The organism is Lentzea guizhouensis (assembly GCF_001701025.1).
Classification (GTDB): domain Bacteria; phylum Actinomycetota; class Actinomycetes; order Mycobacteriales; family Pseudonocardiaceae; genus Lentzea; species Lentzea guizhouensis.
In genome coordinates, this window is the sequence record NZ_CP016793.1 from 4,634,532 (window position 1) to 4,658,325 (window position 23,794).

24 protein-coding genes and 1 riboswitch are annotated in these 23,794 nt (G+C 70.3%); of the genes, 20 read left to right on the plus strand and 4 right to left on the minus strand.

Features of this window, described 5'->3' with window-relative positions:
- Positions 1–2: 2 nt before the first annotated feature.
- The 12 genes from murG to BBK82_RS23030 all read left to right on the plus strand — a co-directional run bounded on the left by murG (position 3) and on the right by BBK82_RS23030 (position 9,858).
- Positions 3–1,106 (plus strand): undecaprenyldiphospho-muramoylpentapeptide beta-N-acetylglucosaminyltransferase, encoded by a 1,104-nt coding sequence (gene murG / locus BBK82_RS22975; protein ID WP_237048324.1) that lies wholly within the window; start codon positions 3–5, stop codon positions 1,104–1,106.
- Between the two features lie 41 nt (positions 1,107–1,147).
- The gene (gene murC, locus BBK82_RS22980; RefSeq protein WP_154697438.1) at positions 1,148–2,485 is read left to right on the plus strand and encodes a UDP-N-acetylmuramate--L-alanine ligase; all 1,338 of its coding nucleotides are present in this window, start codon (positions 1,148–1,150) and stop codon (positions 2,483–2,485) included.
- On the plus strand, positions 2,482–3,231 hold the full coding sequence (locus tag BBK82_RS22985) for a cell division protein FtsQ/DivIB (protein ID WP_065916847.1): 750 nt from the start codon (positions 2,482–2,484) through the stop codon (positions 3,229–3,231). Before murC ends, BBK82_RS22985 begins: the two co-directional genes overlap by 4 nt.
- 830 nt (positions 3,232–4,061) lie before the next feature.
- Entirely contained in the window at positions 4,062–5,531 is a 1,470-nt protein-coding gene (gene ftsZ / locus BBK82_RS22990) for a cell division protein FtsZ (RefSeq protein ID WP_418287498.1), read from the plus strand.
- Positions 5,455–6,159: a peptidoglycan editing factor PgeF gene (pgeF, locus tag BBK82_RS22995; protein ID WP_065921282.1), complete on the plus strand. Its 705-nt coding sequence runs from the start codon at positions 5,455–5,457 to the stop codon at positions 6,157–6,159. The genes ftsZ and pgeF overlap by 77 nt, the downstream gene beginning before the upstream one ends.
- Positions 6,156–6,854: a YggS family pyridoxal phosphate-dependent enzyme gene (locus BBK82_RS23000; protein ID WP_065916848.1), complete on the plus strand. Its 699-nt coding sequence runs from the start codon at positions 6,156–6,158 to the stop codon at positions 6,852–6,854. The genes pgeF and BBK82_RS23000 overlap by 4 nt, the downstream gene beginning before the upstream one ends.
- A 67-nt stretch (positions 6,855–6,921) precedes the next feature.
- On the plus strand, positions 6,922–7,575 hold the full coding sequence (locus tag BBK82_RS23005; protein WP_065916849.1) for a cell division protein SepF: 654 nt from the start codon (positions 6,922–6,924) through the stop codon (positions 7,573–7,575).
- A 19-nt stretch (positions 7,576–7,594) separates the two neighbouring features.
- Positions 7,595–7,870, plus strand: coding sequence for a YggT family protein (locus BBK82_RS23010; protein WP_065921283.1), 276 nt, complete (start codon positions 7,595–7,597; stop codon positions 7,868–7,870).
- A 48-nt stretch (positions 7,871–7,918) separates the two neighbouring features.
- A complete protein-coding gene (gene wag31, locus BBK82_RS23015) occupies positions 7,919–8,737 on the plus strand; it encodes a DivIVA-like cell division protein Wag31 (RefSeq protein ID WP_065916850.1) in 819 nt (272 codons plus the stop codon).
- A gap of 15 nt (positions 8,738–8,752) precedes the next feature.
- Positions 8,753–9,241, plus strand: a complete 489-nt coding sequence (locus BBK82_RS23020; protein WP_065916851.1) for a hypothetical protein — start codon at positions 8,753–8,755, stop codon at positions 9,239–9,241.
- An 85-nt stretch (positions 9,242–9,326) separates the two neighbouring features.
- Complete coding sequence (locus BBK82_RS23025) at positions 9,327–9,569, plus strand: hypothetical protein (protein ID WP_065916852.1); 243 nt, start codon at positions 9,327–9,329, stop codon at positions 9,567–9,569.
- Positions 9,556–9,858, plus strand: a complete 303-nt coding sequence (locus BBK82_RS23030; RefSeq protein ID WP_154697439.1) for a hypothetical protein — start codon at positions 9,556–9,558, stop codon at positions 9,856–9,858. Before BBK82_RS23025 ends, BBK82_RS23030 begins: the two co-directional genes overlap by 14 nt.
- A gap of 41 nt (positions 9,859–9,899) precedes the next feature.
- On the opposite strand, the gene BBK82_RS50435 is transcribed toward BBK82_RS23030, so the two are convergent.
- Positions 9,900–10,244: a DoxX family protein gene (locus BBK82_RS50435; protein WP_154697440.1), complete on the minus strand. Its 345-nt coding sequence runs from the start codon at positions 10,242–10,244 to the stop codon at positions 9,900–9,902.
- A 251-nt stretch (positions 10,245–10,495) separates the two neighbouring features.
- Between BBK82_RS50435 and ileS the strand changes: the two genes are divergently transcribed.
- From ileS to BBK82_RS23050, 3 genes are all read left to right on the plus strand, one after another.
- Positions 10,496–13,591, plus strand: a complete 3,096-nt coding sequence (ileS, locus tag BBK82_RS23040) for an isoleucine--tRNA ligase (RefSeq protein ID WP_065921284.1) — start codon at positions 10,496–10,498, stop codon at positions 13,589–13,591.
- 127 nt (positions 13,592–13,718) lie between these two features.
- A complete protein-coding gene (locus BBK82_RS23045) occupies positions 13,719–14,654 on the plus strand; it encodes a hypothetical protein (RefSeq protein WP_154697441.1) in 936 nt (311 codons plus the stop codon).
- Positions 14,655–15,215: 561 nt separating this feature from the next.
- On the plus strand, positions 15,216–16,145 hold the full coding sequence (locus tag BBK82_RS23050) for a hypothetical protein (protein WP_065916856.1): 930 nt from the start codon (positions 15,216–15,218) through the stop codon (positions 16,143–16,145).
- Between the two features lie 41 nt (positions 16,146–16,186).
- Here the strand turns inward: BBK82_RS23050 and BBK82_RS23055 are convergent, their stop codons facing one another.
- A complete protein-coding gene (locus BBK82_RS23055) occupies positions 16,187–16,645 on the minus strand; it encodes a hypothetical protein (protein ID WP_065921285.1) in 459 nt (152 codons plus the stop codon).
- Between the two features lie 61 nt (positions 16,646–16,706).
- Between BBK82_RS23055 and BBK82_RS23060 the strand changes: the two genes are divergently transcribed.
- Entirely contained in the window at positions 16,707–17,243 is a 537-nt protein-coding gene (locus BBK82_RS23060) for a TetR/AcrR family transcriptional regulator (RefSeq protein ID WP_237048326.1), read from the plus strand.
- Here BBK82_RS23060 and BBK82_RS23065 read toward each other — a convergent pair.
- Together BBK82_RS23065 and BBK82_RS23070 are read right to left on the minus strand one after the other, a co-directional pair.
- The gene (locus BBK82_RS23065) at positions 17,240–17,440 is read right to left on the minus strand and encodes a hypothetical protein (protein WP_065916858.1); all 201 of its coding nucleotides are present in this window, start codon (positions 17,438–17,440) and stop codon (positions 17,240–17,242) included. The two genes, BBK82_RS23060 and BBK82_RS23065, sit on opposite strands and share 4 nt — an antisense overlap.
- A gap of 550 nt (positions 17,441–17,990) precedes the next feature.
- Entirely contained in the window at positions 17,991–18,923 is a 933-nt protein-coding gene (locus BBK82_RS23070) for a M28 family metallopeptidase (RefSeq protein ID WP_065916859.1), read from the minus strand.
- A 133-nt stretch (positions 18,924–19,056) separates the two neighbouring features.
- On the opposite strand from BBK82_RS23070, the gene BBK82_RS23075 reads away from it, so the two are divergent.
- The 4 genes from BBK82_RS23075 to BBK82_RS23090 all read left to right on the plus strand — a co-directional run bounded on the left by BBK82_RS23075 (position 19,057) and on the right by BBK82_RS23090 (position 23,757).
- Positions 19,057–20,535 carry a potassium/proton antiporter gene (locus BBK82_RS23075; protein ID WP_154697442.1) on the plus strand — a complete coding sequence of 493 codons (1,479 nt, stop codon included), beginning with the start codon at positions 19,057–19,059 and terminating at the stop codon, positions 20,533–20,535.
- Between the two features lie 72 nt (positions 20,536–20,607).
- A riboswitch (SAM riboswitch) is annotated at positions 20,608–20,722 on the plus strand.
- Between the two features lie 34 nt (positions 20,723–20,756).
- Entirely contained in the window at positions 20,757–22,103 is a 1,347-nt protein-coding gene (locus BBK82_RS23080; RefSeq protein WP_065916861.1) for an aminotransferase class V-fold PLP-dependent enzyme, read from the plus strand.
- A gap of 23 nt (positions 22,104–22,126) precedes the next feature.
- Complete coding sequence (lspA, locus tag BBK82_RS23085) at positions 22,127–22,831, plus strand: signal peptidase II (protein ID WP_083268100.1); 705 nt, start codon at positions 22,127–22,129, stop codon at positions 22,829–22,831.
- Positions 22,832–22,872: 41 nt separating this feature from the next.
- Entirely contained in the window at positions 22,873–23,757 is an 885-nt protein-coding gene (locus BBK82_RS23090) for an RluA family pseudouridine synthase (RefSeq protein WP_065921286.1), read from the plus strand.
- Positions 23,758–23,794: the final 37 nt, after the last annotated feature.

Consider the following 23,794-nt stretch of genomic DNA (forward strand, 5'->3'; position numbering starts at 1 on the left):
TCTTGACCGGGCACCCTGCCCCCAGTGGTCCGTGCGTCGTGGTCGCGGGTGGTGGCACCGCGGGACACATCGAGCCGGCACTGGCGCTGGCCGACGCGGTCATGCGACTGCGACCGGACGCACGCGTCGTCGCCCTCGGCACCGAGCGCGGCCTGGAGACCAAGATCGTGCCGGCCCGCGGCTACCCGCTGGAGCTGATCCCGCCGGTGCCGATGCCGCGCAAGCCCACGCTGGACCTGCTGAAGCTGCCGCTGAACGTGCGCGGTGCGGTGAAGCAGACGCGTGAGGTGCTGGAGCGCGTCGGCGCGGACGTCGTCGTCGGCTTCGGCGGGTACGTGGCCCTGCCCGCGTACCTGGCCGCGCGCGGCCGCGTGCCGATCGTGGTGCACGAGGCGAACGCGAAGGCCGGTCTGGCCAACAAGGTCGGTGCCAAGTTCGCCGCGCACGTGGCGGCGGCGGTGCCGGACTCGGGCCTGGCGGACGCGGAGGTCATCGGCATCCCGCTGCGGCACTCGATCACGACGCTGGACCGCGCCGCGTTGCGCGCGGAGGCCCGCCGGTTCTTCGGCCTCGACCCGAACGCCCCCACGCTGCTGGTCTTCGGCGGCTCGCAGGGCGCGCGGTCGATCAACGAGGCCGTCGCGCCCGTGGCCGCCGAGTTCGCCCGTGCCGGCGTCGGCGTGCTGCACGCGTACGGCCCGAAGAACACCGTTGCGGTGCAGCAGGTTCCCGGCGCGCCCGCGTACGTGCCGGTGCCCTACCTGGAGCGGATGGACCTCGCGTACGCCGCCGCGGACGCGGTGCTGTGCCGGTCCGGTGCGATGACCGTCGCCGAGGTCTCGGCCGTCGGCCTGCCCGCGGTGTTCGTGCCGCTGCCGCACGGCAACGGTGAGCAGGCGCTGAACGCCGGTCCGGTCGTGTCCGCCGGTGGTGGCCTGCTGGTGCCGGACGAGGAGCTGACGCCGCAGAAGGTGGCGTCGCTGGTCGTGCCGCTGATGGCCGACCGCGGCCGGTTGGCGCAGATGTCGGCGGCGACGCTGGGCACCGGTCGCCGGGAGGCGGACGAGATCCTGGCCCGCTCGGTGCTGGAGGTGATCAAGAAGTGAGCCTCGAACGCGTTCACCTCGTCGGCATCGGTGGTGCCGGTATGAGTGGCATCGCCCGGATCCTGCTGGCACGTGGCGCGCAGGTCTCCGGTTCGGACGCCAAGGACTCACGGACCGTGCTGGCGTTGCGCGCGCAAGGTGCGCGGATCGCCGTCGGGCACGACGCGGCAAACCTGGGCCAGCTCGTCGGTGGCCCGACCGCGGTGGTCGTGTCGACCGCCATCAAGGAGACGAACCCGGAGTACGCGGCGGCGCGCGAGCGTGGCATCACGGTGCTGCGTCGTGCCGAGGCGTTGGCCGCTCTCATGGAAGACCACCGGGTCGTGTGTGTGGCGGGCACGCACGGCAAGACGTCGACCACGTCGATGCTGACCGTTGCGTTGCAGCACTGCCGTGTCGACCCGTCGTTCGCCATCGGTGGTGACCTGAACGAGTCCGGTGCGAACGCGCACCAGGGCACGGGCGGGGTGTTCGTCGCCGAGGCCGACGAGTCCGACGGCTCGTTCCTGTTCTTCTCGCCGTCGGTCGCCGTCGTGACGAACGTCGAGGCCGACCACCTCGACCACCACGGCACGGTCGAGGCGTACACGGCGGTGTTCGACTCGTTCCTGGAGCGGATCGCACCGGACGGCGTGCTGGTGTCCTGTGTGGACGATCCGGGTGCGGCCCGGCTGGTCGCCGAGGCGCGGGCGCGCGGGATCCGGGTGCGCGAGTACGGGCGCACGGCCACCGACGCGCGGATCGTCGACTACAAGCCGGCCGAGAGCGGTGGCCTGGCGTCGGTCGAGATCGGCGGCGTCGCGGTCGAGGTGCGGGTCGCCGTGCCGGGCGAGCACATGGCGTTGAACGCGGTCGCGGCCCTGCTGGCCGGGCTGGAGCTGGGCGCGGACCAGGCCGGGCTGCTCGAAGGCCTGGCGGCGTTCGGTGGCGTGCGGCGCCGGTTCGAGTTCAAGGGCCGTGCCGGCGGTGTGTCGGTCTACGACGACTACGCGCACCATCCGACCGAGGTCGACGCACAGCTGCGCGCGGCACGTCCGGTCGCCGGGGCAGGCCGTGTGGTCGTGGTGTTCCAGCCACACCTGTACTCGCGCACCAAGACGTTCGCGACGGAGTTCGCCGCGGCGCTGTCGTTGGCCGACGAGGTCGTCGTGCTGGACGTGTACGGCGCGCGCGAGGAGCCGCAACCGGGCGTCACGGGCGGTCTGATCGCCGACCAGGTCACGGCGTCGGTGCACTACGAGCCGTCGTTCGACCGGGTGCCCGCACTGGTCGCGTCGCTGGTCCGCGAAGGCGACCTGGTCGTCACCATGGGGGCCGGTGACGTCACGATGCTCGGCCCCGAGATCGTCAGCGCGCTGTCAGGCGAAGCGCGGTCATGAGCGCCCCGGTTCGCGGCAGGTCCCAGCGCGCTCGCCCCGCGAACCGGCGCGCACGGAGCCCCGAGTACCGGGCGCGGCGCAGGATCATCCTGCGCCGCCGCCTGGTCGCCCTGGGCACCGTGCTGGCTGTCATCGGTTTGACCTACGGCGTGTTCTTCACGCCGTTGCTCGGCGTCCGCAACGTGGACGTGCATGGCGCCGTGGTGCTCACCGACGCCGAAGTGCGCGCTGCGGCCGCCATCGAGTCCGGCTCTCCGTTGGTGCGCCTCGACCTGCAGGGCATCCGCGAGAGAGTGGCCGCCGTCCCGCGCATCGCCGCCATCGAGGTCGAACGCCAGCTACCAGGTACGGTCCGCCTGCTCATCACCGAACGCGTCCCCGTCGGCTCGGTGAAGCTCGACGACGGCTACCACCTCGTCGACTCGACCGGCAAGGACTACGCGACCCTGCCGGCCCCCGCACCCGGCGTGCCGGACCTGGTGCTCGCCACCCCGTCCACCGCCGACCCGGCCACCCGCGCCGTGGTGGGCGTCCTGAACGAGCTGCCGGAACGCCTGCGCGCCGACCTCGTGCAGGTCTCCGCGACCACGGGCGCCGACATGAAGCTGGTGCTGACCGGCGACCGGGTCGTGAAGTGGGGCGGCTCGGAGGACACGCCGCGCAAGGCGGCCGTGCTGCTGGTCCTGTTGAGCCGCAAGGGACTGGCGTTCGACGTGACGGCGCCGGACCTGGCCACCGTCTCCTGACCGCATCTGCAAGTACCACCAACTCTTGATCGAACGCCGCTGGCTACCACCAACTCTTCCGCTCGCTGACGAACAACTTGGTGGTGGTCGGCGGCGGTTTCGGGCTCGGTTGGTGGTACTTGCAGACGTCGTCAGGGGCGCGGAGTGCGCGGGCGGGACGGCGCCGGGACCCGGCGGGTGCGGCGGTGGGTGCGGGGAAGTGGCTGGGAGCACACGGGGATCTCTCCTGCGGGTCCGGGTCAGGCGTTCGACTTCAGCAACCGCACGACCAGGCCGCCGAGCCTGCTCGTGACGAGCTCCAACACGATCGCCTCGATGACGAGCGAACGCACGGATGCGGGTGCGGGTGCCAAGACGGGCCTCCTCGTGGGTGAACGACTACGGTGCTCATCGGACTGGTCGTCTCGGTATTAGCCGCATCGGTCGTTCTCACCCGAAGGAAGTACTCAAGGCCCCGGTGGGACCTGCGCCGGTCGTACCGCCCGTTGTCGCAGGCGACCGCGTGCCGAAAGTGGGAGATCATCCGCAAAAGGCGCGGAAGCGGAGAACAGTGGGGGAGACGATCTCCAGATCCGGGGCACGACTACGCTTGTGGTGCGCAGTGCTCAGCATCGTGCGGACTGCTTGACGGCACGACCGGGGAGTAGTAGCGCACAGTGTTGGGAATCTGCGGCGTGGCTGCTGGACCGACGCACCGCCGGTGCTTACCGTCCAGCAGGAACATATGGGGTTGACATAACTCTGAGCCTCGATGAGAGGTTGGGAGGTTCAATCCGGGTGCATCACCACCCAGCACCACAGCACGGACCACGATCAGGAAGGCGGATCCGATGACGCCCCCGCACAACTACCTCGCGGTGATCAAGGTCGTCGGCATCGGTGGTGGCGGCGTCAACGCCGTCAACCGCATGATCGAGGTCGGGCTCAAGGGCGTCGAGTTCATCGCGGTGAACACCGACGCACAGGCCTTGCTGATGTCCGATGCCGACGTGAAGCTCGACATCGGCCGCGAGCTGACCCGCGGCCTCGGCGCCGGAGCGAACCCCGAGGTCGGCCACAAGGCCGCGGAAGACCACCGCGAGGAGATCGAGGAGGTCCTCAAGGGGGCCGACATGGTCTTCGTGACCGCGGGTGAGGGCGGTGGCACCGGTACCGGTGGCGCCCCCGTGGTGGCCTCGATCGCCCGCAAGCTCGGCGCGCTGACCATCGGTGTCGTGACGCGCCCGTTCTCGTTCGAGGGCAAGCGGCGGGCCAAGCAGGCCGAGGACGGCATCCAGGCGCTGCGCAACGAGTGCGACACGCTGATCGTCATCCCCAACGACCGGTTGCTCCAGCTGGGTGACATCGGTGTCAGCCTGATGGACGCGTTCCGCTCGGCCGACGAGGTCCTCCTCTCCGGTGTCCAGGGCATCACCGACCTCATCACCACCCCCGGTCTGATCAACCTGGACTTCGCGGACGTCAAGTCCGTCATGTCCGGTGCCGGCTCGGCGTTGATGGGCATCGGCTCGGCGCGCGGTGAGGGAAGAGCGGTCCAGGCCGCGCAGAAGGCGATCAACTCGCCGCTGCTGGAGGCCTCGATGGAGGGTGCGCACGGCGTGCTGCTGTCCATCGCGGGTGGCTCCGACCTGGGCCTCTTCGAGATCAACGAGTCCGCGTCGCTGGTCCAGGAGGCCGCGCACCCGGACGCGAACATCATCTTCGGCACGGTCATCGACGACTCGCTCGGCGACGAGGTCAGGGTCACGGTGATCGCCGCCGGGTTCGACAGCGGTGGCCCCACCCACAAGAAGCTGGAGCCGACGGCGCTGTCGTCGGCGCCGCGCACCGCGACGGGCCCGATCGCCGCGGCCACGGCGGCACCGACACCGCCGGCCCCGCAGCCGGCCCGCAGCCGGTGGCCCAGACGCCGCCGGTGGTGCAGGCCCCGCCGGTGCCGCAGCCGGAGGTGCGCCCCGGCCCGCCGGTGCAGCCGCCGACGACGGTGCCGCCGCAGCCCTCGCCCGTCCAGGGCAACGGCTACGTGCCGTCCGTGCCGCGGTCGCTGTCGCAGAACGGCTCGCTGCCCTCGCGGCCGGTCCCGGTCACCGAGGACCCGGATGACGAGGTGGACGTGCCGCCGTTCATGCGGCGCTGATCACCGGATGATCTTGTCGGACCCCCTGAGTACCGTTCACGGTGCTCAGGGGGTTCTGCTTTGTGGCCGCGAATTAGGGTGTGAGCGTGCGTATTCGTCGTGTTGTCACCACTCGTTCCGGTGGTGTGTCCAAGGCCCCGTACGACTCGTTCAACCTCGGTGACCACGTGGGGGACGCCGAGCGGGCCGTCGAGGCGAACCGGGCCAGGCTCGCCGAGGGCATCGGGCTGACCCCGGACCGCCTGGTCTGGATGGAGCAGGTCCACGGCCGCACGGTGCAGGTGGTCGACGGGCCGCGGGCCGAACCGCTGGAGGCCACCGACGCGGTCGTGACGAAAGAGCCCGGCCTGGCGCTCGCGGTGCTCACCGCGGACTGCGTGCCGGTGCTGCTCGGCGACCAGGAGGGCGGGGTCGTCGCCGCGGTGCACGCCGGCCGGGTCGGCGCGCGGGTCGGCGTCGTGGTCGAGACGCTCAAGGCGATGATGGCGCAGGGCGCCGAGCTGGAGCGGATCGAGGTCCTGCTCGGGCCGAGCGTCTGCGGCGAGTGCTACGAGGTGCCCGCGGAGATGCAGCGGGACGTCGAGAAGCACCTGCCGGGCAGCGCGTCGAAGTCGCGCAAGGGCAAGCCCGCGCTCGACCTGCGGGCCGGGCTGTGGAACCAGCTGGCGAGCGCCGGGGTCGGCAAGATCGGGGTCGACCCGCGGTGCACGTTCGAGGAGAAGGACCTGTTCAGCCACCGCCGGGAGAACCCGACCGGGAGGCTCGCCTCGGTCATCTGGATCGAACCGTGAACCGGCGCGACGAGCTGGCGGCGAACCTCGCCGAAGTTCGCGAACGCATCGGGAAGGCGTGTGCGGCGGCCCGGCGGGACCCGAGCGAAGTGATGTTGCTCGCGGTGACGAAAACCTGGCCGGCGAGCGATGTCGAAATCCTCTACGAGCTCGGTTTGCGCGACTTCGCCGAAAACCGCGATCAAGAGGCGAGTGCGAAAGCCGGCCAGTTGAGACATCTCGCGCAAGCGCGGTGGCACATGGTCGGGCGGCTGCAGCGGAACAAGGCGAAGTCGGTCGTCGAATGGGCGGACCGGGTCGACTCGGTGGACTCCGTGCGGCTGGCGGAGGCGCTCGCGAAAGCGGCGCACGCGGCAGGAAGAAAACTCGACGTGTTGTTGCAGGTCAGCATCGACGGCGACACGTCACGCGGTGGGGTTGCTGTTGCGGATGTGGCGGAACTGGCTGGCGTGATCACACGTTCGGGTGATCTTATTCTCCGAGGTGCGATGACCGTCGCGCCTCTGACGATGGAACCGGTGCAGGCGTTTGAGGCGTTGGAATCGGTGGTATCAGGCCTACGTGATGATCATCCCACTGCTGTCGAGCTGTCAGCGGGGATGAGCAGCGACCTGGAAGATGCCATCTCGCACGGATCGACCTGTGTGCGTGTCGGAACGGCGTTGCTCGGCAGCCGGCGACTAACCTCGCCTTAGGTTGTCGGGAACCTCGGGACCGTCCGCGCCGTCCCTAAGAGTGGGGAACCGCCGAGGAGGGGCTGGAATGAGCGCTTTGCACAAGCTGAAGGCCTACTTCGGGATGGTCCCCGCCGAGTACGCAGACGACCCCGGCTACGACGACGACCGCGGCCGCTACGGCGACTACCGGTCCGAGTACGCGGCCGAGGCCGACGACTACGACTACCCGCGGCGCGGCCGCGCGTTCACGGCGGGCCGGTCGGAGCTCCAGGGCTCCGGGTACCGGGCCGACCTCGACGAGACGGACGACTACGAGCCGGAGTCGCGGCGCGGGGCCGCCGCCCCTGCGAGCACGCGGCGCTGGAGTGCCGACGCACCGGTCCACGGTGCGCTGGCGGTCGATCCGCAGCGCGAGCCCGTGAGCAGGCTGCGTCCTGTCGCCGAGCCCGCGGGCAACCCGCTGGCGCGCATCACCACGCTGCATCCCCGCAGCTACAGCGAGGCGCGCACGATCGGGGAGCACTACCGCGACGGCACTCCGGTGATCCTGAACCTGACCGACATGGACGACGCGGACGCCAAGCGCCTCGTCGACTTCTCGGCCGGACTCGCGTTCGCTCTGCGCGGGTCCATGGACAAGATCACCAGCAGGGTGTTCCTTCTCTCACCGCCCAACGTTGACGTGACGGCGGAGGACCGGAGGAAGCTGGCGGAAGGTGGCTTCGGGAACCGCGGTTAGAGTTGACGCCGTGGACCCGATCCGTCTCGTCATCTACTACGTCCTCTTCGCGTTCTCCCTGTTCCTGACCGCGCGCGTCGTGGTCGAGCTGGTGCGGACGTTCGCGAGGGAGTGGCGTCCGGCGGGCGGCGTAGCCGTAACGCTGGAAACCGTGTACACGGTCACCGACCCACCGGTCCGGACACTGCGTCGGTTCATCCCGACTGTGCGGATCGGGGGCGTCGGGCTGGACCTATCGATTATTGTGCTGTGGCTGCTCGTTATCATTTTGATGCAAGTTGCAGATCCCAGGTGACGGGGAACCGTGGGATGACCGCAGCCCAGGAGTGCGAGAGGTGATCCGATGCCGTTGACCCCCGCTGACGTGCACAACGTCGCGTTCAGCAAGCCGCCGATTGGCAAGCGGGGCTACAACGAGGACGAGGTGGACGCGTTCCTCGACCTGGTTGAGGGCGAGCTGGCCCGCTTGATCGAGGAGAACAACGACCTCCGTCAGCAGGTCGAGCAGCTCGACCAGCAGCTCGAGACCACGCGTGCCGACCTCGACGACGCGCGTGCGAAGGCTTCTTCCGGCCCCGTGACGAGCCGTATGCCGGTCGAGGAGCCGCCGCGCCGCCTGGCGCCGGTCCCGCCGCCCTCGGTGATGGAGCAGACGTCCCCTGGCGGGGGCGGAGACCACCACGTGCAGGCCGCGAAGGTCCTCGGGCTCGCCCAGGAGATGGCGGACCGGCTGACCGGCGAGGCCAAGGCCGAGGCGGACGGCATGCTGTCCGAGGCGCGCACGAAGTCCGAGCAGTTGCTGTCCGAGGCCCGTGTGAAGGCCGACACGATGGTCAACGAGGCACGCACGCGTGCCGAGACCATGCTGAACGACGCGCGCACGCGTTCCGAGACGCTCGAGCGGCAGGCCCGTGAGAAGGCCACCGCGCTCGACCGCGACGCGCAGCGCAAGCACGCCGAGGTGATGGGCAACATCACCCAGGAGAAGAACACGCTCGAAAAGCAGATCGACAAGCTGCAGACGTTCGAGCGCGAGTACCGCACGCGACTGAAGACCATGCTCGAGGCGCAGCTGCGCGACCTGCAGGACCGCGGCCCCGCCGCTCCGTCCGAGGGCCGTTCGCAGGGCTACTCCTTCGGCGCACGCGCCGAAGCGGGCTGAACTACTGTTCGCTAGGTGCTCTTCGTAGTTCTGCTTCTGGTGCTGGCTGCCCTCGGGCTGCTCGTTCCCGCACTGACCACGTCCGACACGATCTGGGCGTGGTCCTCCGTGGGTGCGAGTGTGCTCGCCGCCCTGGTCCTCGTATGGGACTGGTGGCGGCGACGTCCGGGGGACCCCGCAGCCGTCGCCCAGAGTGTAGATCAACATGCTGTAGCCGATGATCAACAGGTGGTCGTTCCGGCGCCCGCCGACACGCCGCCTGCTGATCAGGAACCACCGGAAGAGGACACCGACGCGGCGGACCTGCTCGTCGTGGCCGATCTGGTGGACGAGGTGCGGGTGCTGGACGAGCGGCCCCGGTACCACCTGAGCTCGTGTTCCTGGCTCGCCGGGAGGCCCGCGCTGGGCCTCCCGGTGCAGGAAGCACGCCAGCTCGGCTTCACACCGTGCGGCGTGTGCACCCCGGACGGCGTGCTCGTGCGCAAGAGCCGTTCCGCTCCCTGACGGGACGGATCGGGCCGTTCCCCGGACGAGCGCCGCCTCGGCGCGCTGTGAATCCCCCCATGCCACTGAGATCAGTGCTGGGGCAGTGGTCGTCGGCGCGTTCGTGCTGCTCCACGCGGCACCGGCGATCGCCCAGCCCAAGACCGAGCCGCACCACTGCGTGCCCGCGGACCTCCGCGAGGACGCGATCACCTTCCGGGCCGACGACGGCGTCGAGCTGCCCGGCCTGGTGTTCGGCAGCGGCTCCAGCGGCGTTCTCCTCGCGCCGAACGGGTGGTCCGGCTCGTCCCCCGCGGTGGTGCCCGGCGGCACCGGTGTCAACGGGTGAAGTCGACTCGCGCGCGGAACGCGTTGAAGGGCTGGTCACCGCAGGTGTGCGTGATCCTCGCGCCGAACACGTCGGTCCACCCGTCAGCGTTGTACTCGACGCGGTCGACGGTGAAGTCGGACGTGTCGTCGCGGCAGCCGAAGCCGCGGGCGACGACCTTGACCGTCTCGTCGTGGTACGAGCCGGCCGTGATCAGCTGTCCGTCGTGCCGCGACAGCTCGACCAGGACGTACTCGGCCTGGCCGTGCTCGGCGTGGATCCTGAGGGTGCCGAGATCGGCGCGCGATGAGTGGTTCTGCTCAGCCGACCGGCGACCGCGGCGGTGGAACCTCAGCGGTCGAGGAACAGCAGCGTGATCAGCAACCCGAGCAGCACCAGGTCGAGCACCACGCCGGTCTGCTTCGAGTCGTACCGCAGCCGGGTGATCGTCGCGCCGACCATCAGCAGCCCCAGGCCCACCGTCGCCGCGTGCGCCACCCACTCCCAGGTGAACGAACCGATGACCAGGCCGGCCGCACCCGCCCACTCCAGCGCGCCGATGGTGCGCCAGAGCGTCGCGCTCATCCGGAAGTGGTCGCGGACCTCGATCGACTTCCGCGCGCCCACGAGCTTGCCGGCACCGGTCGCGACGAACAGGACGGCCAGCACGAGCGACAGCGCGGTGGTCAACGTCATCGCGCGAGCATACGGTTTGCGCCCACCCGTTACCCTGTAACCACAGGCACCGATCCGGCCATCACCGGGGAGCCTCCGGAAGAACAGGTCCTGCGGGATCCCAGTAGAACCGGACGGGACCGGCCCGTCACAGCCGAAGAACGAGCGGCTCGCCGTCACAGGCGGGCAAGCGGGGTGGTACCGCGGCTCGCCGAGCCACATCGGCGTGTCGTCCTCGCGTGTGTCGCATCTGACCGCGAGGAGCAGTGGAGATGGCCTACCCCAGGGCCGGCGCGAACGAGGTCCCGGCGCAGCCGTCCTTTCCGAACCTCGAGCAGGACGTGCTCGGGTACTGGAAGGACGACGAGACCTTCCAGGCGAGCATCGACCGCAACCCGGCCGAGGACAACGAGTTCGTCTTCTACGACGGACCGCCGTTCGCCAACGGCCTGCCGCACTACGGCCACCTGCTGACCGGCTACGTCAAGGACGTCGTGCCGCGCTACCAGACCATGCGCGGCAAGCACGTCGAGCGCCGGTTCGGCTGGGACACGCACGGCATGCCCGCCGAGTACGAGGCCGAGAAGCAGCTCGGCATCACGCACAAGAACGAGATCGACGAGCTCGGCATCGAGAAGTTCAACGAGGCCTGCCGCACGTCGGTGTTGCAGTACACGGACCAGTGGCGCGACTACGTGACCCGCCAGGCCCGCTGGGTCGACTTCGACAACGACTACAAGACGCTCGACCTCGACTACATGGAAAGCGTCATGTGGGCGTTCAAGGCCTTGTGGGACAAGGGCTTGATCTACGAGGGCTTCCGCGTGCTCTGGTACTGCTGGCGCTGCGAGACGCCGCTGTCCAACACCGAGACCAAGATGGACGACGCCTACCGCGACCGGCAGGACCCGGCCGTCACGGTCGCGCTGCGCCTCGAGTCCGGTGAGAAGGCCCTGGTCTGGACGACCACGCCGTGGACGCTGCCGAGCAACCTCGCCGCCGCCGTGCACCCGGACGTCGACTACGTGACGGTCGTGGGCTCCGACGGTTCGCAGTACCTGCTGGCCGAGGCCCGCGTCGCCGCCTACGCGCGTGAGCTGGGCGAGGAGCCCGAGGTCGTCGCCCGCTGCAAGGGGTCGGACCTGGTCGGCAAGAAGTACCTGCCACCGTTCGACTTCTTCGTCGGCCGCGAGAACGCCCACCAGGTGCTGACCGCCGACTACGTGACCACCGACGACGGCACCGGCATCGTCCACATCGCACCGGCGTTCGGTGAGGACGACAAGGTCGTGACGGACGCGGCGGGCATCGAGGTCGTCGTGCCGGTCGGCTCCGACGGCACGTTCACCGCCGAGGTGCCGCCGTACGCGGGCGTGCACGTGTTCGAGGCGAACAAGCAGATCATCCGCGACCTCAAGGACGCCGGTCTGCTGCTGCGGCACGAGACCTACGACCACCCGTACCCGCACTGCTGGCGCTGCCAGAGCCCGTTGATCCAGCGCGCGCTGTCGGCGTGGTTCGTGGCCGTGACGCAGTTCAAGGACCGGATGGTCGAGCTCAACCAGCAGATCAACTGGGTGCCCGGCCACATCAAGGACGGCCAGTTCGGCAAGTGGCTGGAGAACGCGCGCGACTGGAACATCTCGCGCAACCGGTACTGGGGCTCGCCGCTGCCCGTGTGGGTGTCGGACAACCCGGAGTTCCCGCGCACGGACGTGTACGGGTCGCTGGACGAGCTGGAGCGCGACTTCGGCGTGCGCCCGGCCGACCTGCACCGCCCGCACATCGACGAGCTCGTGCGGCCGAACCCGGACGACCCTTCGGGCGGGTCGATGATGCGCCGCGTGCCGGACGTGCTCGACTGCTGGTTCGAGTCGGGCTCGATGTCGTTCGCGCAGGTGCACTACCCGTTCGAGAACGCCGAGTGGTTCGAGAACCACTACCCCGGCGACTTCATCGTCGAGTACAACGGGCAGACGCGCGGCTGGTTCTACACGCTGCACGTGCTCGCGACGGCGTTGTTCGACCGGCCGGCGTTCCGCGACTGCGTGGCGCACGGGATCGTGCTCGGTGACGACGGCCAGAAGATGTCGAAGTCGCTGAAGAACTACCCGGACGTCAACGAGGTCTTCGACCGCGACGGCTCCGACGCCATGCGGTGGTTCCTGATGGCGTCGCCGATCCTGCGCGGTGGCGACCTGGTGGTGACCGAGCGCGGCATCCGCGACGCGGTGCGCCAGGCCGTGCTGCCGCTGTGGAACTCCTGGTACTTCCTCGCGTTGTACGCCAACGCGGAGGGCGTCGAGGGCACCTGGCGGGTCGACTCGAAGCACGTGCTGGACCGGTACGCGCTGGCGAAGACGCACGACCTGGTGCGCGACGTCCAGGCGGCGATGGACGTCTACGACATCTCCGGTGCCTGCCAGCTGGTGCGCGAGTACCTGGAGGTGCTGACGAACTGGTACGTGCGCCGGTCGCGCGGGCGGTTCTGGGCCGGTGACCAGGACGCGGTCGACACGCTGCACACGGTGCTGGAGGTCGTCACGCGCGTTGCGGCGCCGTTGCTGCCGTACACGACCGAGGTCGTGTGGCGTGGTCTGACCGGTGGCCGTTCGGTGCACCTGACGGACTTCCCCGCGGTGGCGGACCTGCCGGCGGACGACGCCTTGGTGGCGGCGATGGACGAGGTGCGCTCCGTGTGCTCCACGGCCTTGTCGCTGCGCAAGGCGAACAAGTTGCGCGTGCGGCTTCCGTTGGCGCGCTTGACGGTCGCTTCTCCTTCGGCGGCGGCGCTGGAGGACTTCGCGGAGATCGTGCGCGACGAGGTGAACGTCAAGGAGGTCTCGCTGACCCCGGACGTCGACGCGTACGGCCAGTTCCAGCTGGTCGTCAACGCGCGGGCGGCCGGTCCGCGACTCGGGCCGAACGTGCAGAAGGTGATCAAGGCCGTCAAGGCGGGCGACTGGTCCCTTGTGGACGGTCAGGTCGTCGCCGCGGGCATCGAGCTGTTCGAGGGCGAGTACGAACAGCGCCTGGTGGCAACGGATCCGGCCGCCACGGCGGCACTGCCCGGCGGTGCGGGCGTGGTCGTGCTGGACACGGTGGTGACCCCTTCGCTGGAGGCGGAAGGCGTCGCACGGGACCTGGTGCGGGTGGTGCAGCAGGCGCGCAAGGACGCGCAGCTCGACGTGTCCGACCGGATCACGCTGACGCTGGAGCTGCCGGACGCGGTGCAGGCCGCGGTCGAGCCGCACCTGGAGTTCGTGAAGTCGGAGACGCTGACGTCCTCCGTGGTGTTCGGCGCGGGTGTCGCGGAGGGCACGGTCGGCGACGGCGCGAAGGTGAAGGTGGCCGTCGCGCGCGCGTGATGTCGTGGTAGCGGGGGCCGTTTTCGGAGATCTCACCCGGAAACGGCCCCTCGTCGCGTCCGAGGCAGAAAATTGTCAGACCCCCTCGCTACGGTCGAACCAGACCAAACGAGCGAAGGGATCGACCATGGTCAAGTCTGGGGGATGGCGCGTTCTGGTGGGCGCCTTGGTGGGCGCTGTGGTGCTGTCGGCGGTGGCACCTGTTGCGGCGCATGCCGAACCGGCCGCGTGCGAGCGGTGGGAGGAGTCGGCGCTGCCGGTACCGGACGCGGTGCGCGGCGTCGGCGTGGTGGGCGCCGCGGGTGCGTTCGCGGTGGGCAACGGCGGGTTCAAGGACATCGACGGCACCGTGGTCCTGATCTGGAAGGCGGGCCAGCTCTTCGACCAGTTGTCGTTCTCCCGCAACCCGGTCTCCGCGGCCGACGTGAACTCGTCCGGCGCGGTGATCCTGACGTCGTACCTGTTCCCGGCGGCGGCGCGGTACGAGGACGGCCGGTACACGACGCTGACCGGCCACCAGGGCGAGACGAGAGTGGAGGCGCTCGACCTGAACGAGCGCGGCGACGTGCTCGGCCGCTCCGAGGGCAAGCCGGTCGTCTGGCCGGCCGGCTCCGGCGAAGCGCAACCGGTACCGGGCACCGACGCGTCCTGGACCCCGATCGGCATCACCGACGACGGCACCGTCCTGGCCTCCTCCGCCTCGGGCACCTTCTGGTTCGGCGCAGCCGGCCCGGTCCGCCTGGCCGAAGCGGACGAGGTGACGGCGGTCCGCGGCTCGCACGCCGTGGGCAGGTCGGGCGCGAAGATCTCGCGCTGGGACTCCTCCGGCCAGCCGAGCGCCTCCTACGCCGACGCCGAAGAGGCCCTGGACGTGAACTCGCACGGCCACCTGCTGGGCACGGTCCGCGGCAGCACCGCGGTCTGGTCCGACCCGGACCGCTACGCACCTCTCAACACCAGCGCCCGCTTCGGCTCGCTGACCGACGACGGCGACGCGTACGGCACGGTCGTGCTCGACTCGTGGAACTCGTACCCGGTGGTGCTGCGGTGCGCGGCGGGGTGAACGCGCACGGCTGACCGCGGCGCCGGCCGCCGCTTTGGCGCGCCGGGCTCGTAGCCGCGGCTGTTCGGTGTGGTTCGGAGGCGGGCGAGGCCATCGGCTCGGGGGTGACGGTGGCCCGGCCCGGCCGGGCCTGCTGGCCCGCCTGCCTGCACAGCACGGCGATGCGATGCGATGCGATGCGTTGTACGGCACCGCATCGCGCGGTACGGCACGGCTCGGCGTTGCACGGCACCGGACGAGATCGCGCTGCATCCGCACCGCACCGCGTCATGCCGCCGCGGCTCTGCTGGTTCTCGTCGGTCATGCCGAGCGACGTGAACTCCTCCGCACCCGCGCGTCCCGTCACCAACGCGTCCACCGGCGAGTTGCTCGCCGTCGGTGGCGTCCGCCGATGCCATTCGCCGACGCCAGCAGCCGCCAAGCACCCGCGCCCGCCGAAGTCCCACCCACCAGCGTGCTCGCTGCCACTGGCGAGCCATCACCGGCGCCCGACCACGGCGCCACACCCGGTCCGCGCGCAGTGCGCATGACCGGTCCGACACACAACTCTGGGGAACATCGATGAAATCACTGCTGATCACGTCGTTGACCGCGCTCAGCCTGCTGACCCCCGCCACCGCCCAGGCCGCCACCTGCACCTGGTCGACGACCGACCTCCCGCTACCCGCCGACACCCGCCTCTCGCTGATCACGGGCGGCGCCGACGACGGCAGCTGGGTGCTGGGCTGGGGTGACTCCGCGGAGAAGGGGAACGTCCTGCTGCTGTGGCACCACGGCGAGGTGCTGGCCGAGCGGATCGGCGTCGGCGAGGTGCCGCACGACGTCGACGTCACCCGGACCGTCATCACCTCGGGCTCCGACGGCAGGGCGTGGCGGGGCAGCATGGGGCTGAACCCGTTGCCCGGAGCCAACTGGGCGTCGGCGGCCGCGATCAACCACTACGGCAGGATCGCCGGTCGGTCCGGTGGGTCGGTGGTGGTCTGGGGTGCGTCGGCCGATCCGCAGGCGATCGCGGGCACCGATGACGGTGGGACGTACCAGGTCGAGGACATCGACGACGAGGGGCGTGTCGGGGCGGCGCGGTACGGGGCGCAAGGGGAGGCGGTCCAGTCCTACCTCTGGGACGCGGCCGGTACACGGAGCACCCTGCAGGCGCCGGAGGGGTACCGGCACACCGTGGTTCGCGCGGTGCGCAACGGGCAGGCGGTCGGGTTCGCCGCGAAGGACGGCTGGGCCGACCAGGTGGGTGTCGTGTGGGACGCGCAGGGTGTTGTCCGCGTGCTGCCCGGTGCTGCGGAGGCGGTGGACGTCAACGCCAAGGGGGATGTGGTGGGGACGACGACCAGCGGCTCGTCCGCGGTGTGGCGGCACAGCGGTCAGGTTGAGCCGTTGCCCGCAGGCATCTACGAGAAGTTCGCCGACACGGGTGCGTTGTACGGCCGCGTCTACCGTGACGGCACCTTCACGCCGTTCGAGGCGTACTGCGGCTGAACCAAGTGCCCCGCACCCCGTGCCGGGGCACCTGCGCGTGATCAGGCGCGCTGCCGTTGCCGCATGAGCAGTCCGAACGCCCGTCGCACCAGCCGCACCCACGGTGACCACCTGGCCGGTGCGGCGGGCTCCCGGCCCGCGGCTCGTTCGCAGCCGTCGAGGAAGTCCTCCAGGCACGCGTCGTGCAGCCAGCGGATCACCAACGCCCACTGCAGCCGTCTCGCGAGGGCGAAGCGGCCGATCAGCTCGTGGGTCAGCACGGTGCCCGACGCGGACAGGGTGTGCGTGCCGTCGCGGTCGCTGAACTCGAACGTGATCGACGAACCCGGCACGTACTCCGTGCAGTGGTAGCGGATCGGACCGTGGCCGCCGTCCGCGCCGACGCCGAGCGGGCGGTCGAACTCCTGCCTGCCCCAGGCGGGCGGCCAGAGCTCCTGGATGCGGTCGACGAACGGGCCGGCCGGCACGCCGAGGTCGCGCGAGTGCACGTTCCTGATCATGGTGAGCCCCTCCATGCGGTGCCGTGTGTTCTCGGAACATACGGTAGCGTATGGAACTGTGGTGCGGAGGACTCGTGACGACTGGACTGAGAAAGCGCTGAGAGCGTTGGCGGAAGGCGGGTTGAGCGCCGTCGCGATCGAGCCGCTCGCGGCGCGGGAGGGTGCCACCAAGGGCAGCGTCTACCACCACTTCAAGAGCCAGAAGGACTTGCTCAAGGCCACCGTCGAGCGGTGGGAGCGGGAGCACACCGAGAAGGTCATCGAGCTGGTCGAGGCGGAGCTGACGCCGGAGGCCAAGCTCAGGACGTTGTTCGCGACCGTGCTCGACCGCACGCGCAAGGGGTCGGTCGAGATGGCGTTGCAGGCCGGTGCCGACGACGAGGTGATCGCGCCGGTTCTGCTGCGCGTCACCAAGAAGCGGCTCGCCTACCTCGCCGTGTTGTTCGAGCAGCTCGGGTTCGACGCGGAGCACGCCAGGAAACGGGCGTTGATCGCGTTCAGCCTCTACCTCGGCCAGGCGCAGATGTGGCAGACGCTGCCCGGCCTCGTCGAACCGGTGCTCGACGAGGCGGTCGAGGTGCTCGTGCGGCGGGACTAGGGCAGCTGGATGTGCCGGACGACGAGGGCGCCGAACGTCAGCGGCTGCCAGGTCGGCGGCCGGAAGATCCGACACACCAACGAGAACGCGGCGGCGAACGCGGGCAGCGTGCGGCCGTACTGCACGAACGCGCGCACCTCCGGCGGTGCGGAGAAGCGGTCGGAGACCAGCGGGATCGGGGCGAGGCCGTCCCGCACGGGGTCGGCGCCGGGTAGCGCAACAACGACAGCAAGAACTGCAGCGTGTCGGGGCGGCGTTCGCGGAAGTCGAGCCACTGGTGGCGGCGCAGGCCCTCGTCGTCGGAGTGACGACGACGAAAAACCGGCTCGGCGGCAGGCCGCGCGGATCTCCTCGGCAACCGGTTCGTCAGCCGGGGCGAGGCACCGGACCTCGATCGAAGGCGCGGCCGCGTGAACGCGAACACCAGCGTTCTCGACCGGCTGCGCTGCCGCACCAGCCCGGCCGCGGCGACGACGACCGCTGCCAGCGCCGCCCACACCATCGCGGTCAGGCCGGCGAGCACGAACAGGATGCTGAGCCAGTACTTCCGCCCCAGCACGGCGAACGCGGTCTGGCGCGCCCACTCGTCCCCGCCGAACGGGGCGAAAGTGAGCCACGCGATCCGCACGTCCGCCACCACCGGCAGAACGCCGGTCCAGCCCGCGAACGCCCGTCGTCCAGCGCCGCCCCGCACGGCCGCGCCGGAACAGGGATCCGGCGCGGCCGCGCGGGGGTTTCAGGACGGGATCAGGACGCGGTCGCCCACAGCGTGTAGGCGATCACGTCCGCGTTGCGGTCCAGGGCCGTGGCGTTGACGTTGGCCGTGGTGTCGCAGGAGCGGTGGTAGCAGCGGTCGAACGCGACGCCGGCCGAGCCGCCCCACTTCTGCGCCTGGGCCGCGGTCTTGATGCCCTCGGCGCCGGTGAACGTGCCGCCGACCGGGATGCCGGCCCGCGCGAACGCGGCGTGGTCGGAACGGCCGCCGACGCTGGTCAGCTCGGTCTGCACGCCGATCGAGGTGAAACCGGCCTGCAGCCGCTGCTGCAGCGCGAGCGAGCCGGAGGGCTGGCCGGAGGCGCTGTAGACGAAGTAGCCCGGGTTCGGCGAGCCGGTCATGTCGAAGTTCAGGTACGTCTTGATCTTCGAGCGGTCGGTCGACGCCAGGTTGTTCACGTAGTACGTCGAGCCGATCAGGCCGCGCTCCTCCGCGCCCCACCAGCCGAACCGCACGTGCTTGGTGGGCGCGAAACCGGTCGCCCGCATCTGGAGGGCGACCTCCAGCAGCGAGGCGGAGCCGGTGCCGTTGTCGTTGATGCCGGGGCCCGCCGTGACGCTGTCGAGGTGGCCGCCGAGCATGACCACGTTGTTCTCGTCACCGCCGGGGTAGTCGGCGATCAGGTTGTAGCCGGTCGCGCCGCCGTAGCTGAACGACTGCACGCGGGTGGTGAAGCCGGCCGCGTCGAGCTTGCCCTTCACCCAGTTCACCGAGGCCAGGTAGCCCGGCCTGCCGTGGGCGCGGTTGCCGCCGTTGGCGTTGGAGATCGACTGGAACTGGTTGAGATGCGCCTGGACGTTCGCGACGCTGATGTTCGGCGCCGCCAGGACGGCGGGCGCGGACGCCTGCGCCGTCGTGGTTCCGGCCACCATCAAGGCGGCCGCCAGCGCGATCAGGATCCTCATGGTTCAACTCCGTGCAGGGTAGGGATTGAGCCACTGATCAACATGCTGCACCGTGCATGTGCCGCGGTAGGGGCGAACGTCGGTTTCGCGTCGGATTAGTCCAATTCGGTGGTGATCAACCAGAATGGTCCAGGTGGGTGATGTCACGGTCGTTCTGGGCATCGGCGCCGCCGTCCTGCTGATCTCCGTGATCGCGGTCCGGGTGTCGATCCGCCTCGGGCTGCCCTCGCTACTGCTGTACCTCGGCATCGGCGTGCTGCTGGGCGAGTCGGTGCTCGGCATCCGGTTCGACGACGCGGACCTCACGCAGTCGCTCGGCATCGCGGCGCTGGTGCTGATCCTGACCGAGGGCGGGCTCACGACCCGTTGGCACGCCGTCAAGTCCTCGCTGCGGCTGGGCATCGCACTGTCCACAGTGGCCGTTGCGGTCAGCGTGGCGGTGACCGCGACGGCGTTGCACTACCTGCTCGGGCTCGACTGGCGGATGGCCCTGCTGTGGGGCGCGGTGCTGTCGTCCACGGACGCTGCCGCCGTCTTCAGCGTGCTGCGGTCGCTGGGGGTCGGCCCGCGGCTGACCGGGGCGCTCGAGCTGGAGTCCGGCCTCAACGACGCGCCCGTCTACATCGCGGTCGTGCTGCTCGCCTCGGCCGACCAGATCACCTGGACCGCGCCGCTGCTGGTGCTCTACGAGCTGGCCGCGGGCGCGCTGATCGGCATCGCGCTCGGCTGGCTCGGCGGCGCGGGGCTCAGACGTGCCGCGCTGCCCGCCACCGGTCTCTACCCGCTGGCGACCGTGGCCGTCTGCGTGATCGCCTACACCGCGGGCGACCTGGTGCACGCCTCCGGCTTCCTCGCCACCTACGTCGCCGCGCTCGTGCTCGGCAACGCCCGGCTGCCGCACCGGGCTGACACGCTGTCGTTCGCCGAAGGACTCGGCTGGCTGGCCCAGATCGGGTTGTTCGTCCTGCTCGGCCTCTACTCGTCGCCGGCGCGCCTGCTGGACGTGCTGTTCCCCGCGCTGGTCGCGGGGGTGGTGCTGACGTTCGTGGCGCGGCCGCTGTCGGTGGCGCTCGCGTCGTTGCCGTTCAAGGTGCCGTGGCGGGAACAGGCGTTCCTCTCGTGGTCGGGCCTGCGCGGTGCGGTGCCGATCGTGTTCGCGCTGATCCCGCTGATCCAGGGCGTGGAGGGCGCGCGCGAACTGGTCGACGCGGTGTTCGTGCTGGTCGTGGTGCTGACGGTGGTGCAGGGCACGACGCTGCCGTTCCTGGCGCGCAGGCTGGGGCTGGTGCGCGCGGGCGAGCCGCAGGAGGTCCAGGTCGACTCCTCGCCGCTCGACGAGCTCAGCGCCGAGCTGCTGCAGGTGCAGATCCAGCGCGGGTCGAAGCTGCACGGCGTCTACATGACCGAGCTGCGCATGCCCAACGGCGCCACGGTGAGCCTCGTGGTTCGGGCCGGGAAGAGTTTCACGCCACTTCCGACGACCCGGCTGCAGACGGGCGACCAGTTGCTCATCGTGACCACCGAGGAGGCGCGCGACGCCGCTGAGCGGCGGATCCGTGCCGTGGACCGGGCCGGTCGCTACGCACGGTGGAAGGGCGAGACCGGCGAATAGTCGGGGTCCGACGCTTCTCACGATGTGATCAGGTGTCGACGGATCGTGACGCGCCCGCTAACGTCGTCGGCAGGTCATGAGAGCCAGCGTCAAGCCCAAGCTTGCTGGCCGGCAACCCTCCAACCGCGGTGGGGTGCCCTTGGTGAGGACCTGGTCCGGCGCGCAGGGCGCCGGTCAAGCGCGGGCCTCCACGAAGGCCCCCGGGCCCAGGAGGCAGCTCGATGACGCTCGCGATCACCCCCAGCACCAAGGTTCCCGCCGTCGTCGGCGCCGACCTGCGCGTTCCGCTGGTGACCGGCGAGCGCGTCACCTACGCCAACCTCGACCACGCGGCGAGCGCACCCTGTCTGCAGGAGGTGCGGGACGCCGTCGACGAGCTGCTGCCCTGGTACGCGAGCGTGCACCGCGGCGCCGGGTTCGCCTCGCAGGTCTCCACCCGCGTCTACGAGCAGGCACGTGACCGCGTGCGGAAGTTCGTGGGCGCCCGCTCCTCCGACGCCGTCGTCTTCACCCGCAACACCACTGATGCGTTGAACCTGCTGGCCCGCAGCGTGCCCAAGGGCACCGCGGTCGTGCTGTTCGACAGCGAGCACCACGCCGCGCTGCTGCCGTGGCGCGGGCCGAACGTGCAGCGCATCTCCACTTCCTCCAGAAAATCAGATACTGCGTCGGGTGCCGCCTCTCTTGTCGTGGCACTCGATCGGGCTTTGGCCGCCGCCCCGGTCGGTCCTCGGCTCGTGATCGTCACCGGGGCGTCCAACGTCACGGGTGAGCTGTGGCCGGTGAAGGAGCTCGCGAAGGTGGCCCGTTCGCACGGCGCCCGCATCGCGCTCGACGCCGCGCAGCTCGCCCCGCACCGCCCGATCGACGCCCGCGACCTGGGCGTGGACTACCTCGCGTTCTCCGGGCACAAGATCTACGCGCCGTTCGGTGCCGGTGTGCTGGTCGGCCGGTCCGACTGGCTGCAGCAGGCCCAGCCGTACCTGGTGGGCGGTGGCGCGACCTCGAAGGTGACCGACCACGGCGACCGGCTCGGCGTGGCGTGGTCGGCGGTGCCGGAGCGGCACGAGGCCGGCAGCCCGAACGTCGTCGGCGTGCACGCGCTGGCCGCGGCCTGCGAGACCCTGTCGCGGCACTGGGAGCAGACGGTCGCGCACGAGCAGGAGCTGCTGCAGCGCCTGCGGGAAGGCCTGCGCACGATCCCCGGTTTCCGCGAGCTGTCGATCCTGAACGACGCCGACCGCGTGGGCGTGGTGAGCTTCACGGTCTCCGGCTTCGACGCGGGCTTCCTCGCGGCGGCGCTGTCGGCCGAGTACGGCATCGGTGTGCGTGACGGCGCGTTCTGCGCCCATGTGATCGTGGGTCGTCTCGTGAAGAAGGTCGGTGGGCACGAGGAACGTGCCGTGCGCGCGTCGATCGGCCTTGGCACGACGGCCGAGCACGTGGACCGTTTGGTCGCCGCTCTGCGCGCTCTGGTCACCGAAGGTCCGAAGTGGACCTACACACAGCGCGACGGCCGCTGGGTGGCCGAGGACGACAGCCGAACCCTGCCGCCGTTCCTCGCGTAGTCCAGGTAGTGGACAATGACCTGGTGAGTGACGAGTCCAAGACCACGGCGAAGGCCGCCGAGACGCCTGCCGAGGAGCAGGCCGGCGCGCCGGAACCGGTCGAGGAACCGCAGGTCGGCCCCGAGGCCGCAGCCGAGGACCAGCCGGAGCCCGAGCAGGCCCTGACGGTCTCCGAGCCGGACTCCGAGCCCGAGTTCTCGATCACCGGCTCGCTGCCGGAGCCGCGGACCACCTACCTCGCGGTGCTGGCCGCCGGGGTGCTGGCGCTGGACGTCCTCACGAAAGTCCTCTCCGTGGCGTTCCTGGAGCGGTCAGAGCCGATCCAGCTGTTCGGCGGGATCCTGTACCTGACGTTCGTCCGCAACCCCGGTGCCGCCTTCGGGCTGGCCGAGGGGTGGACGTGGGTCCTCGCGCTGATCGCGATCGGTGTCGTCGGCTTCATCGCCTGGATCGCGCGCAACCTGCGCTCGACGCCCTGGGCGGTCGGTCTCGGCCTGGTGCTCGGCGGTGCGCTGGGCAACCTCGCGGACCGCCTGTTCCGCGCGCCCGGCCCGATGCGCGGCCACGTGGTGGACTTCCTGTCGTTGTTCGACCCGTTCGGCCAGGTGTGGCCGGTGTTCAACGTCGCCGACATGGCGATCGTCAGCGGTGGCGTGACGATCATCATCTTGGCGCTGATGCAGCACGACTACGACGGGACGGTTCACAAGGAGAAGATCGACGCGTGAGCGGATACCGAACGCTGCCCATCCCCGACGGTCTCGACGGGATGCGCGTCGACGCGGGTCTCGCGAAGCTGCTGGGCCTGTCCCGCACGGTCGTGGCCGCGATCGCCGACGCCGACGACGTGCTGATCGACGGCCGGGTCGTGGGCAAGTCCGACCGGCTCACGGCCGGCGCGATGCTGGAGATCACCCTGCCCGCCCCGCCGCAGCCGGTCACCGTGCAGGCGATCCGGGTCGAGGGCCTGGTCGTGATCCACGAGGACGACGACATCATCGTCGTCGACAAGCCCGTCGGCGTCGCCGTGCACCCCTCGCCGGGCTGGACCGGACCGACCGTGGTGGGTGGCCTCGCCGGCGCCGGCCACCGGGTCGCGACCTCGGGTGCCGCGGAACGCCAGGGCGTCGTGCACCGGCTCGACGTCGGCACGACCGGCGTGATGGTCGTCGCGAAGTCCGAGTCGGCGTACTCGGCCCTGAAGCACGCGTTCAAGGAGCGGACCGTCGACAAGGTCTACCACGCGATCGTCCAGGGCCACCCGGACCCGATCAAGGGCACCATCGACGCGCCGATCGACCGGCACCCGAAGCACGACTACAAGTTCGCCGTGATGAACTCCGGCAAGCCGTCGATCACGCACTACGAGGTGATGGAGGCGTTCCGGGCGGCGTCGTTCGTCGAGGTGCACCTGGAGACCGGTCGCACGCACCAGATCCGCGTGCACTTCTCGGCGCTGCACCACCCGTGCGTGGGCGACCTGACCTACGGCGCGGACCCGACGCTGGCCAAGCGGCTCGGGGTGGCGCGGCAGTGGCTGCACGCGCGGCAGCTCGGGTTCCACCACCCCGGCACCGGCGAGTGGGTCACCTACACCTCGGACTACCCGGCTGACCTGGCCGCGTCGCTGGAGAGGCTGCGCGAAGAGGGCTGATCACGCCCAGAGTCCGATTGCGTCTGGGTAAATCATC